Consider the following 14,141-nt stretch of genomic DNA (forward strand, 5'->3'; position numbering starts at 1 on the left):
GGAGTCCTCACGATTCCAGTTCTGCGGCAAGGCGTTCCAGCTCGCTGAGCACGAGGTCTTCGACGGTTTCGGCCAGCGCCGCGACGGTGCGCGCGGCCAGCACGTCGGCCGGGGTGAGCCGGACGTCGAAGAGCGCGCTCGCTTTGGCGGAGATGTGCAGGCTGCGCAGCGAATCGCCGCCGAGGGCGAAGAAACTGTCCTGCGTGCCGACCCGGTCCGCGCCGAGCACCTCGGCCCAGATCCCGGCGAGCGCGCGCTCGGTCTCCGTCCTCGGTTCGACGTGTCCGGTCTCCGCCGCCCGCGGTGCGGGCAGTGCGCGTCGGTCGAGTTTTCCGTTGGCGCTCACCGGAAGCCGGTCGAGCGCGACGAACACCGACGGCACCAGGTAGTCCGGCAGGGACCGGGCCAGGAACTCCCTGAGCACGTTTTCTCCGGCCGCCCCGACGACATAGGCGACCAATTGCTTCGCGCCGGGCTGGTCCTCGCGGACGAGCACCGCGGCCTGCGCGACGTCCGGATGCTTCGCCAGCACGGCCTCGACCTCGCCCGGTTCGACCCGGAACCCGCGCAGTTTGACCTGGTCGTCGCGGCGGCCGAGAAATTCCAGCGTGCCGTCGGGCCGCCAGCGGACGAGGTCGCCGGTGCGGTACATCCGCTCCCCCGGCGGGCCGTCCGGGTCGGCGACGAACCGGTCCGCGGTCAGCCCCGGCCGGTCGCGGTAGCCCCGGGCGAGGCCCGCGCCGGCCAGGCACAGCTCGCCGGGCACGCCGGGCGGCACCGGGCGCAGGTCCGCGTCGAGCACCCGGGCGCGGGTGCCGTCCAGCGGGCGGCCGATCGGGATCCGGTCCGGCGGCGGCGCGTCCATCGGATAGGCGGTGGCGAACACCGTCGTCTCGGTCGGGCCGTAGCCGTCGACGATCCGCAGCCCCGGACACGCCGCCAGCACCCGCCGCACCGCCTCGGCCGGGACGACGTCGCCGCCGGTCCAGACCTCGCGCAGGCCGGTGAAGCACTCCGGCGTCTCCTGGGCCAGGATCCGGAACAGCCCGGCGGTGACCCACACCGCGGTCAGGCCGTGCTCGCGGACGAGGCCGCGCAGCAGCGGGGCGTCGAGGCCCGCGTCCGGGCTGGTGACGACCCAGCCGCCGGTGAGCAGCGGCACCCACAGCTCGTAGGTCGCGGCGTCGAACGCGAGCGGCGAGTGCAGCAGGACCCGTTCGTGCGCCCCGCAGCGGAACCGGCGGTCGGCGGCCAGCGCGGCGACGTCGCGGTGGCGCACCACCACGCCCTTCGGCACCCCGGAGGAGCCGGACGTGAACATCACGCAGGCCGCCTGATCCGGGTCGACGGCGAGGTCCGGATCACTGTCCGGCTCGTCGTCCACAGAGGACAGCAGAACCGTCTGGGCGAGCGGATGTTCTTCCGCCGCAACGATGAACCGGACGCCGTCGAGCAGCACCCGCTGGCGCTCTATCGGCGCCCGCGCGTCGATCGGCAGATACGCGCCGCCCGCCTTGACCACCGCCAGTTCGGCGACCACCGCGGCCGCGTGGTCCACGGCGAGCCCGACCGGTTCCTCCGGCCGCAGCCCGAGCCCGGCGAGCCGGTTCGCGAGCCGGTTGGCCCGCCGGTTCAGCTCGGCGTAGGTGACCGGTTCGCCGCCGAGCACGGCGGCGAGGGCGTTCGGCCGGACGCGGACCTGGTCGGCGAACAAGTCCGGCAGCGACCGGGGTTCCGGTTCGCCGCAGGTGTCGGCCCGTTCCGCGAGGAGCTGGATCTCCGCCGCGGTGATGACCGGGACTTCGCCGAGCGTGCGGTCGCCGTCGGCGGTCAGGCCGCTGAGGATTTCCAGCAGCCGGGCGGCCAGATCCGTCACCGTCGCGGGGTCGAACAGCGCTGGGTCGTAGCCGACGTCCACCGACAGCTCCGCGCCCGGCGAAGCCACCACGGTGACCGGGAAATTCGTCGTCTCCCGGGCGGACAGGTCGCGCACGGTCAGGCCGTGTCCGGCCGCGGCGTCGGTGATCGGGTAGTTCTCGAACACCACCAGGCTTTCGCACAGGTTCACGCCGCCCAGCAGACCTGCCCAGCCCTGGACCCGCGCGAGCGGCACGTGTCCGTGTCCGCGCGCTTCGGCTTGGGCCGCTTGCAGTTCGGAGAGCCACTCCGCGACGGGAACGCCTCGGTCCACGGCGACCCGGACTGGCAGGGTGTTGATGAAGATGCCGGGAATGTCGTCCACTCCGGGCACTTCGGCCGGGCGACCGGAAGCTGTCGCACCGAACACGACGTCGTTCTGTCCACTGTAGACCGATAGCAGCAACGCCCACGCTCCCTGCAGCACGACGTTGTGGGTGAGGCCGTGGCGTTTGACGAACGCGTCCAGCCGGGCGGTGGCGGCCCGGTCCAGGCGGACGGGCAGCCACTCGGCCGAGCACGGGGCGTGGCCGGACGGCGGGGTCCGGTCGCTCGGCAGCCGCGTCGGGCCTTCGATCCCGGCGAGCGCGGTGCGCCAGAACTGTTCGGCGGCGGTCTGGTCGTGCTCGCCCAGCCAGGCGAGGTAGTCGCGGAACGGCGGCCGGGACGGCAGCGGCTGCCCGGCGTAAGCGGTGCAGACGTCCGAGAGGATCTGGAAGACGCTCCAGCCGTCGAGCAGGACGTGGTGGAACGTCCACAGCACCAGGACTTCCGTGTCCGACAGCCGGGCGAGAGCGACGCGGGCCAGCGGCGCGACGGCCAGGTCCAGGCCTTGCGCCCGGTCTTCGGCGAGCAGCCTTGCCAGCTCGGTCTCGTGCCCGTCGAGGTCGGTCCAGTCGAGGTGCTGGACCGACAGCTCGGCCTCGCGGTGCACGACCTGGACCGGATCGTCCACGCCGGTCCAGACGAACGACGTGCGCAGCACCGGAGTCCGGTCGACGACCTGCTGCCACGCCGCGCCGAGCCGCTGCGGGTCGGTGACGCCTTCGAGCACGAAGGTCGCCTGCTCGAAGTACATGCCCTGCGCGGTCTGCGACAGGCCGTGGAAGACCATCCCGCCCTGCATCGGCGTCAGCGGGTAGATGTCCTCGACGTTCCGGCCCTCGACCAGCCGGTCCACAGTCGGCTGGTCGAGCGCGGCCAGCGGGAAGTCGGACGGGGTGCGTCCGCCTGCTTCGGGCTCGGCGCAGTGCGCGATGATCTCCCGCAACGCCGTCAGCATCTGCTCGGCCAGGGATTCGACGGTGTCGCCGACGGTGGCGTGGGACCAGGTCAGTTCCAGCACGCCCGCTTCGACTCGGCCGACGACGTCGAGCACGTGCGTCCGAGGCGCGTCCGGGTCGACGTCGGCGTCCAGGCTGCCGACGCGGAACAGCCCGCCTTCTGCGCTGCTGAACTGGCCGAGGTAGTTGAAACTCACCTGCGGGTCGATCGCCGGCGCTGCGCCGGTCAAGTAACGCAGTGCGCCGTAACCGATGCCCCGCCGAGGGATCGCGCGCAGCTGTTCCTTGACCGCCTTGAGCGCGGGACCCCAGTCGTCCGGGACGTCCAGCGCGACCGGGAACATGCTGGTGAACCAGCCGACCGTCCGGGACAGATCGATCCCCTCGAACAGCTCCTCGCGGCCGTGGCCTTCGAGGTCGATCACCGGGACTTCGCCGGTCCAGTCCCGCAGGACGCGGCCCAATGCGGCCAGCAGCACATCGTTGACCTGCGTCCGGTAGACCTCGGGGACGTCCTGCAGCAGCGCGCGGGTTTCCTCGGCGGTGAGGCGGACGGTGACCTCGCGGGTGTCGGCGATGACGCCCGGGTCGCCCGCGGCCACCGGCGGGAGGGACTGCCAGTGGGCGAGTTCGTCGTCGAAACCGCCTGCCTCGGCGTGGTCGGCGAGCCGCCGGGACCAGGCGAGGAACGACGTCGTCTTCGGTTCGAGGGCATCGCCGCGGTAGGCGGTTTCCAAGTCCTCCAAGAGAATCCGCCACGAGACGCCGTCGATGACCAGGTGGTGCGCGGCCAGCAGGAGCCGTCGCCCGTCGAGGACCGCGTTCAGCAGCGGACCGCGCCGCACATCGAACGCGGGCTCGCCGACGAGCAGTTCCACCGGTCCGGCGGGGTCGCTGTGCTGAGTTTGATCGAACCGCAGGCGCAGGGCGTCGTGGTGCGCCCAGACTGTCTTCAAGGCCCGCCGCAACGCCGGCTCGTCGACGTCCTCGGCGAACTCCAGCACCACCCGCTGGTCGAACCGCTCCGGCTGGGTCTCGAAGTACCACCGCTGGATCGGCGTGAGCGGCGCTTCCCCGACAACCGGGCCCTGCTCGGCTTTCGGCCCGTGGTCGCCGCCCGCGTGCGCGGCCAAGGCGGCCAGCGTCGGATGCCGGAACACCTCGTGCGGCAACAGGATCAGCCCGGCCCGGCGGGCCCGGGAGACGACCTGGATGCTGAGGATCGAATCGCCGCCGAGTTCGAAGAAGTTCGTCTCGGCCCCGATGTCCTCGACGTCCTCGACGCCGAGCACCTCGGACCAGATCCCGGCGAGGACCCGTTCGGCTTCCGTCGCCGGGGCCGTCCGGGTGCCGCTCGCGGCGAAGTCCGGGGCGGGGAGCGCGTTCCGGTCGAGTTTTCCGTTGCCGGTCAACGGCAATCGGTCGAGCCGGACGAACGCGGCCGGGACCATGTAGTCCGGCAGGGTCTGCCCGAGGAACGCGGGCAGCTCGTCCGCGTCGCCGGTGTAGTAGGCGACGAGCCGCTTGACGCCGTGGTCCTCCCGGGCCAGCACGGCGGCCTGGGAGATCCCGGGATGCGCGGCCAGCGCGGCCTCGACCTCGCCGGGTTCGATCCGGAATCCGCGGATCTTGACCTGCTCGTCCACGCGCCCGGCGAAGTCCAGCTCTCCGTTAGCGGTCCAGCGGACCAGGTCGCCGGTGCGGTACATCCGCTCCCCCGGCGGCCCGAACGGGTCGGGCAGGAACCGCTCGGCGGTCAAGCCGGGAGCGCCGTGGTACCCGCGTGCCAGGCCCGCGCCGGCGAGGTGCAGTTCGCCCAGCGCGCCCGGCGGCACCGGCCGCAGGTCCGGGCCGAGAACGTAGGCCCGCGTGTTGTCCAGCGGCTTCCCGATCGGCACGACGTCAGGCACCGGGCCGAGCACCGGGTGCGACAGCGCGAAGGTCGTCGTCTCGGTCGGGCCGTAGACGTCCACGACGGTGGTGTCCGGGCAGGCTTCCCGCACCCGTCGCACGGCGGCCGACGGGACGGCGTCGCCGCCGGTCCAGACCTCTTGCAGGCCGCGGAAGATCTCGGGTGCTTCGCGCGCCGCGAGCCGGAACAGCCCGGTGGTGAGGAACGCGGCGTTGACCCGGTGCTCGGCGAACAGGCGGCCGATGGTCTCGAGGTCGAGGTCTCCGGGAGGGGCGACGACGACCGTGCCGCCGCCCAGCAGCGGCACCCACAGCTCGTACGTCGAGGCGTCGAAGGCCTGGGACGCGTGCAGCAGGATCCGGTGGTGCGCCGCGAAACGCCGGTCCGCCGCGAGCGCCACGATGTCGCGGCGGCTGGGTGCGACACCCTTCGGCTTCCCGGTCGAACCCGAGGTGTACATGACGTACGCCAGGTTGGCCGGGTCTGCCTTCGGGAGCTGCACGGCCGCGGTCTGGTCGCCGGGCACCACGACGGGTCCACTGTGGACCTTGCTCGCGGTCTCGCGCCACGCGTCGTCAGCGACCAGGATCTTGACGCCGGACAGGAGGGTCTTGAGCCGGGGCTCGGGGGCGCGGGTGTCCAGCGGCAGGTACGCGGAACCGGCCTTGACGATCGCGAGTTCGGCGATGATCAGCCCCGGCGAACGGTCCATCAGCACGCCGACGAGCGTTTCCGGCTGAGCGCCGAGCGACACCAGGTAGCGGGCGAGCCGGTCGGATCGCCGGTCCAGCTCCGCGTAGGTCAGGCGGATCCCGTCGCCCGCCACCGCGACCGCATCCGGTGCCAGCCGGACCTGCTCGGCGAACAGTTCGATCAGGTCGTCGTCCGGAAGCGGCTGGCTGGTGTCGTTCCAGTCGCGGAGCACCTGCTGCCGCTCGGCCGTCGTGAGCAGGTCGATGTCCTCCAGCGACTGATGCGTGCCGAAGGCCTCGAGGACAGAGGTGAGCTGCCGGGTGATCCGCTCGGCGGTCTCCGCGTCGAAAAGATCAGGGTCGTAGCCGACGTCCAGGGTCAGCTGCTCCCCCGGTGACGCAACGACGCTGATCGGATAGTTCGTCGTCTCGGCGGCGTCAACGTCGCGCAGCTCCAGTCCGCGCGTTGCCGCATTGTCGATCGGGTAGTTCTCGAACACCACGATGCTGTCGAAAAGGCTGCCACCGCAACCGCTCCACGCCTGCAGCTTCGTCAGCGGAAGGTGACCGTAGCGGCGGGATTCGACCTGAGCGGCCTGCAACTGAGCCAGCCACTCGGTCACGTCGGCCCCGGCCACGGTGACCCGCACGGGCAGGGTGTTGATGAAGATGCCGGTGATGTCGTCCGCGCCGGGCAGGTCGACCGGGCGTCCGGAAACCGTGGTCCCGAAGCAGACGTCGCGCTCGCCGCTGAGCCGGGCCAGCACCAGCGCCCACGCGCCCTGCAGAACGGTATTGAGCGTGAGACCGGCGCCGCGAGCGAAGTCCCTTAGCCGGGCGGAGTTTTCGACTGGCACGCGCAGCCATTCCGACGACCGGGAGGTGTGCGCCTGCGCGGGCGCGCGGTCGTAGGGCAGCCGGGCCGGGGCCACGAGACTGCCGAGTTCGCGCCGCCAGTGCTCCTCGGCCGCCGCGTCGTCCTGCCGGTCCAGCCAGGCCACGTAGTCGCGGAACGGCGGTCGTTCGGGAAGCTCAGCGCGGGAGTACGCGGCGAAGACGTCGGACAGCACGCCGAAGACGCTCCAGCCGTCGAGCAGGACGTGATGGAACGTCCACAGCACGCGGACTTCGGTGTCCGACAATCGGGCGAAAGCCAGCCGCAGCAACGGCATTTCGGTGAAGTCGAGCCCCTCGGCCCGATCGGCGGCGAGGAGTTCACGCCACGCCCGGTCGCGCTCGTCCGAAGTCCGATCGCGCCAGTCGTGCCGGGCGATCGGGATCGGGACCTGCCGCTGCACGACCTGGACCGGCTCGGGCACGCCCTCCCACGCGATCCGCGTCCGCAGCACCGGCGTCCGGTCGACCACCTGCTGCCACGCCCGTTCCAGCGCGGCCACGTCAGTTTCGTTCCGGACGCCGTCGAGCACGAACCCGACCTGCTGGAAGTAGACGCGCTCGCCGGGCTGGGACAGCGCGTGGAACACCATCCCGGACTGCATCGGCGTCAGCGGGTAGACGTCCTCGACCTCGCGGCCGTCGCCGACCAGCTCGTCCACAGTGGACTGGTTGAGCGCTGCCAGCGGGAAGTCCGACGGCGTCCGGCCGCCCGCTCCCGGCTCCGCGCAGTGCCGGATGATCTCGCGCAGCGCGGTGGTCATCGCGGCGGCGAGGGTGTCCATAGTGGACCGCTCGTGGACGCCTTCGGCGTAGTACCAGGTCAATTCCAGCTCGCCGGCCTCGACGCGGCCGACGACGTCCAGCAGGTGCGCGCGAGCCGAGCGCGGACTCTCGTCGGACTCCAGCCGGCCGGAGCCGAACTGGCCGAGGTAGTTGAAACTCACCTGCGGGTCGATCTCCGGCGCGGCACCGGTCAGGTACCGCAGCGCACCGTAACCGATCCCGCGACGCGGCACCGCGCGCAGCTGTTCCTTGACGGACTTGAGCGCCGTGCCCCAGTCGTCCGGGACGTCCAGCGCCACCGGGAAGACCGTCGTGAACCAGCCGACTGTCCGGGACAGGTCGACGTCGCCGAACAGTTCCTCGCGGCCGTGGCCTTCCAGGTCGACCACGGGCGTCCCGCCGGTCCAGTCGCGCAGGACGCGGCCGAGTGCGGTCAGCAGCACGTCGTTGACCTGCGTGCGATAGGCCTTCGGGACGTCCCGCAGCAGCGCTCCGGTCTCCGCCGCGGACAGCCGGGCGGTCACCGAACGCATCGAAGCGTTGGTCGCGTCGCCTCGGCCGTCGACCGGCACCGTGGTCCGGCCGGACACGCCTCGCCAGTAGCCGAGTTCGTCGTCGAATCCGCCCGCGGCGGCGTGCTCGGCGAGCCGGATCGCCCAGTCTCGGAAGGACGTCGTGCGGGGGCCGAGATCGATCGGTTTGCCCTCCAGCACCTGGTTGTACGCGCGCTCGAAGTCCTCGATGAGCACGCGCCACGAGACGCCGTCGACCACGAGATGGTGCACGGACAGCCGATCCTGGTCGAAGCTGACCAGCGGTGTCTCGGCGCCGACCGGGCCGTTCTCCTGCAGCCAGTGGGTTTCGCCGCGGGCGAAGCGCATCCGGAGCGCGTCGTGGTGCGTCAGCAGCGCCTCCACGGCCGCGCGCGCCGCGTCCGGATCGACGGTGCCCAGCCGGACGTACTGGTGGAAGTGGTCCGGCTCAGCCGTTTGCGTCGCGAAGAACCAGCGCTGGATCGGGGTCAGCGGCACCGGACCGTGGACCGGGCCGCGTTCGATCGCCGCCGTCGCGGTGCGGGCCGCCGTGGCGAGCGCGGCCGGGGTGCGGTGCGCGAACAGGTCGCCGGGCTGCAGTTCCAGTCCGGCTCGGCGAGCGCGCGAGACCACCTGCATGCTGAGGATCGAATCGCCGCCCAGCTCGAAGAAGTCGTCCGTCGCACCGACGCGTTCGACACTGAGCACGTCAGCCCAGATCTCCGCGATCGCGCGTTCGCGCTCGGTCCGCGGCGCGACGTGGTCCCGCGCGCCGAACTCGGGCGTCGGCAACGCCTGCCGGTCGAGCTTCCCGTTGACGTTCACCGGGAACCGCTCCAGCCGGACGAATGCGGCGGGCACCATGTAGTCCGGCAACGTCTGTCCGAGGAATTCCGCCAGGCCACCGGTTTCACCGACGACATAGGCGACCAGACGCTTCACGCTGCCGTCCTCGCGGGCCAGCACGGCAGCCTGTTCGACGCCGGGGTGCTCGCCGAGCGCCGCCTCGATCTCGCTCGGCTCGACGCGGAACCCGCGGATCTTGACCTGCTCGTCGGCCCGGCCGACGAATTCCAGCGCACCGTCGTCGTTCCAGCGCACCAGGTCGCCGGTGCGGTACATCCGCTCCCCCGGCGGCCCGAACGGATCCGCGACGAACCGCTCGGCGGTCAGCCCGGACCGGCCGAGGTAACCGCGCGCCAGGCCCGCGCCGGCGATGTGGAGCTCGCCAGGCGCGCCGGGCGGGGCGAGCCGGAGGTCGTCGTCGAGGACGTACACGCGGGTGTGGTCGAGCGGTCCGCCGATCGGGACGACGTCCGGCACCTCGCCGGGCAGCGGGTGCACGGTCGCGAACGTGGTGGTCTCGGTCGGGCCGTAGACGTCGGCGACCAGGGTGTCCGGGCAGGCGGCCTGGACGCGGCGCAGCGCTGCCGCGGGGACGGCGTCGCCGCCGGTCCAGACCTCCCGCACGCCCGCGAAGACCTCCGGCGATTCCTGCGCGACCAGCCGGAACAGCCCGGTGGTGAGGAACGCGCCGGTCACGCCGTGCGTGGTGAGCGAGCGGCCGAGCGTCTCGACGTCGACGTCTCCCGGCGGGGCCAGCACGACGGTGCCGCCGTTCAGCAGCGGGACCCACAGCTCGTAGGTCGCGGCGTCGAAAGCCTGTTGCGAGTGCAGCAGAATCCGGTCGTGCCGGGCGAACCGCTGGTCGATAGTGAGTGCCACGACGTCGCAATGCCGTGCTGAGACGCCTTTCGGACGGCCGGTGGAACCGGAGGTGTAGATGACGTAGGCGAGCTGTTCGGGATCGACGCGGACGGCAGGCGGCGTGTCCGGGGTGCTGCTTTCGCCGGTGATGATGGTGCCGGTGTGGACCTCCTCGGCGGTGGCCAGCCAGGCCGCGTCGGCGATCAACACCGTCACGTCGGCCTCGTCGAGGAGCAGCCGCAGCCGCTCGGCCGGGGCGCGCAGGTCCAGCGGCAGGTAAGCGCCGCCGGCTTTGACGATCGCGAGTTCCGCGACGACGAGTTCCGGCGAGCGGTTCATCAGCACGGCGACCCGGTCCTCCGCCCGCACGCCTGCCGCGAGGAGCCGATGGGCCAGCCGGTTCGCGCGGACGTCGAGTTCGCGGTAGGTGATCTGCTCGTCGTCCGTCACCAGCGCGACGGCGTCCGGAGTGCGGCGGACCTGGGCCTCGAACAGCTCGGGCACCGCCTTGGCCGGGAGCGGACGGGCGGTCTCGTTCCGCTCGGCGAGCAGCTGCTGGACCTCGGTCTCGGACAGCATCGGCACTCGGGAAACCGGCTCGTGCGGGGCCGCGATCATGCCCCGGACCAGCGCTTCGAGGTGTTCCGCGAGCCTTGCCGCCGCGGTGCCGCCGATCCTCTCGGGGTCGTGCGTGAGGATCATCGACAGCCGGCGTCCGGGGTAGGCGACGACGCCCAGCGGGTAGCTGGTCCGCTCGGCCGCGCGGACGTCGCGCAGCTGCGACACCTCGTCGATCGGGTAGTTCTCGAAGACGACGATGCTGTCGAACAGGCTTCCGCCGCCGCTCCACGCCTGCAGCTTGGTCAGGCCGACGTGCCCGAACCGGCGGGATTCCGCTTGTGCCGCTTGAAGATCGCGCAGCCAGTCCGCGACTCCGCGCGTCCCGTCGAGCCGGACGCGCACCGGAAGGGTGTTGATGAAGATGCCGGGAATGTCGTCCGCGCCGGGCAGTTCCGCCGGACGGCCGGACACCGTCGCGCCGAAGCACACCTCGGTTTCGCCGCTGTAGCGCGCCAGCAGCGCGGCCCAGGCACCCTGGACGACGGTGTTGACCGTGAGCCGGTGCCGCCGTGCGAAGGCGTAGACGGCTGTTGACGTCTCGTCGTCCAGCTCCACCGGAATCCGGCCGGTCGAACTCGACGTGTGCGTGCGGACCGCGGGACGTTCGAGGGGCAGCGGAGTCGGCGTCGCTCCGGCGAGTTCGGTTCGCCAGTGTTCCTCGGCTCGCTCCTCGTCTTGGGCGGCGAGCCAGGCGGCGTAGTCGCGGAACGGCGGCCGGGCGGGCGGTTCTTCGCCGCGCAGCAGGGCGACGACGTCGGAGAGGATGCCGAAGACGCTCCAGCCGTCGAGAAGGACGTGATGGAAGGTCCAGAGCACGCGCACCTTCGTGGCGGATTCCCGTGCGATGACCAGCCGTGCGAGCGGGGCCTTGGCGAGGTCGAATCCTTCGGCGAGGTCTTGCTCCAGCAGCTGTTCCAGCGCTTCTTCTGAGTCCACAGTGGACCAGTCCAGATAGGACACCGGAAGGTCGACCTGGCGGTGCACGATCTGCAGCGGCTGCGGCACGTCCTCCCACACGACGCGGCTGCGCAGGATCGGAGTCCGCTCGACAACCCGCCGCCAGGCCTCGCCGAGCCGCCGCGGATCCAGGACATCGTCCACAGTGAACGAAACCTGTTCGAAGTAGACGCGGTCATCGGGTTGCGCCAGGTCGTGGAACACCATCCCGGCCTGCATCGGCGTCAGCGGGTAGATGTCCTCGACGTCGCGGCCGTCGCCGACCAGATCGTCTACTGTGGACTGGCCGAGCGCGGCCAGCGGAAAGTCCGACGGCGTCCGGCCGCCCGCTCCCGGCTCCGCGCAATGCCGGACGATCTCGCGCAGCGCTTCGGCCGTCGCCGCGGCCAGCCGGTCCACAGTGGACTTGTCGTGGACGCCCTCGGCGTAATGCCAGGCCAGTTCCAGCTCGCCGCCCTCGACCCGGCCGACCACCTCCAGCAGGTGCGGGCGGACGGTGTCCGGCGCGACGTCCAGCGCGAGTTCTCGGTGCAGGGCCGGGTAAAGGTCGCCGGGCAGGTCGAACTGGCCGAGATAGTTGAAGCTCACCTGCGGTTCGATCACCGGCGCCGAACCGGCCAGATACCGCAGCGCGCCGTAGCCGATCCCCCGTCGCGGGACCGCGCGCAGCTGCTCCTTGACCGCTTTCAGCGCCGCGCCCCAGCCGTCCGGAACGTCCAGCGCGACCGGGAACATGCTGGTGAACCAGCCGACCGTCCGCGACAGGTCGACGCCGTCGAACAGCTCCTCGCGGCCGTGCCCTTCGAGGTCGACGACCGGCGGGTTCCCGGTCCAGTCCCCCAGCACCCGGCCCAGCGCGGCCAGCAGCACGTCGTTGACCTGTGTCCGGTACGCCTTCGGGACCTCGCGCAGCACCGCGTGCGTCTCGTCCGCGGTGAGCCGGGCCGTGACGACGCGGGCTTGGCCGAAGGTGTTCTCCGCCGTGCCGTCGACCGGCAGCGGCGTCGGCGTGGGCAGCTCCCACCAGTGCGCGAGTTCGTCGTCGAAGCCGCCCGCCTCCGCGTGTTCGGCCAGCTTTTTCGCCCACTCGCGGAAGGAAGTCGTCCGGGGTCCGAGGTCGATCTGTTCGCCGCGCACGGCCTGCTGGTAGGCGTGGTCGAGGTCTTCGAGCAGCAACCGCCACGACACGCCGTCGACCACGAGGTGGTGCGCGGCCAGGTGCAGCGTCCGCGGCTCGCCGGACAGCGACCACCGCAGCAGTGTGTGCCCCTCGCCGGCCGCGGTGTTGTGCTGATGCCAAGCGTCGCGGTCGTGGCTGAACCGCATCCGCAGCGCGTCGTGCCGCTCGGACAACGCGGCCAGCGCGGAGATCAGCGCGGTCAGGTCGACATCGGCGGGGAGTTCGACGGCGATCGTCTGGTCGAAGCGGTCCGTGGCCAGCCCGAAGTACCAGTGCTGGATCGGGGTGAGGACGACGTCGCCGCTCTCCGGGCCGCGCTGCGGGATCGCCGCGGCCTCGCCGACCGTCGGGGCGAGCGCGGCGATGGTCTGGTGGCGGAACAGGTCGGCGGTGGTCACGCTGAATCCCGCCTGCCGGGCCCGGGCGCTCACCTGGATGCTCAGGATGGAATCGCCGCCGAGGGCGAAGAAGTTGTCGTCCACGCCGACGCGGTCGAGGCCGAGCACGTCGGCCCAGATCCCGGCGAGCACCGCCTCCCGTTCGGTGCGCGGGGCGACCGTCCGCTCGCTGGAGGTCTGCGGCTCCGGCAGCGCGCGGCGGTCGACCTTGCCGTTGGCGGTCAGCGGCAGTTCGGTCAGCGGGACGAGCACCGACGGCACCAGGTAGTCCGGCAGCGTCCGGGCGACGGCGCGGCGGAGCGCCTCGGTGTCCACGGTTGCCGGGACCACGTAGCCGACCAGCTGCTTGCGTCCGCCGGTGGTCCGTGTGGTCACGAACGCCTGTGCCACCTCGTCCTCGGCGGCCAGCGCGCGTTCGATCTCGGCCGGTTCGACGCGGAAGCCGCGGATCTTGACCTGGTCGTCCACGCGGCCGAGGAATTCGAGGGTCCCGTCGGTGCGCCACCGGCCGAGGTCGCCGGTCCGGTACATCCGGTCCCCGGGGTTGCCGAACGGGTCGGCGACGAACCGGTCCGCGGTCAGGCCCGGCTGGTCGAAGTAGCCGCGCGCGAGCCCGGCCCCGGCGACGCAGACCTCGCCGGCCGCGCCGCGCGGCAGCAGGCGGAACCGGTCGTCGACCACGTGGACCCGGACGTCCCGCAGCGGCGTGCCGATCGGGATGACGTCGGGGACCTCGTCCGTGATCCGGAACGAGGTAGCGAAGGTGGTGGTCTCGGTCGGGCCGTAGCCGTCCACGACGGCGATCCCGGGGCAGCTGTCCAGGACCCGTTGCGCGGCGGCCGGCGGGACGACGTCGCCGCCGGTCCACACCTCGCGCACTCCGGCGAAGCATTCCGGCGTCTCCTCGGCGAAGAGCCGGAAGAGGCCCGCGGTCAGCCAGAGCGCGGTGATCTCCAACCGTTGGATCACCTCGGCATCCAGATCGCCCGGCGGCGCGACGGCCACCGTGCCGCCGTTGAGCAGCGGCACCCACAGCTCGTAGGTGGAGGCATCGAAGGCGAGCGGGGAATGCAGGAGGACCCGCTCGTGGCCTGCGAACCGCGGGTCGGTCGCGAGTGCGGTGACGTCCGCGTGCCGCACGGCCACGCCCTTCGGGACACCAGTGGACCCGGACGTGTACTCGACGTAGGCCAGGTTGTCCGGGCTGAGGTCCGTGAAGGGCTCCTTGAGGGAATCAGATTCCCTCAAGGAGCCCTTCACG

1 protein-coding gene is annotated in these 14,141 nt (G+C 71.8%); it reads right to left on the bottom strand.

What is annotated here, in order from left to right:
- Window positions 1-7 precede the first annotated feature (7 nt).
- Window positions 8-14,141, bottom strand: a 14,134-nt coding sequence (locus ACFXI3_RS40835; protein WP_378407039.1) for an amino acid adenylation domain-containing protein, incomplete at its 5' end; no start/stop codon positions are given.

The sequence above is a fragment of the Amycolatopsis sp. NPDC059235 genome, from assembly GCF_042754125.1.
Lineage (GTDB): Bacteria > Actinomycetota > Actinomycetes > Mycobacteriales > Pseudonocardiaceae > Amycolatopsis > Amycolatopsis albidoflava.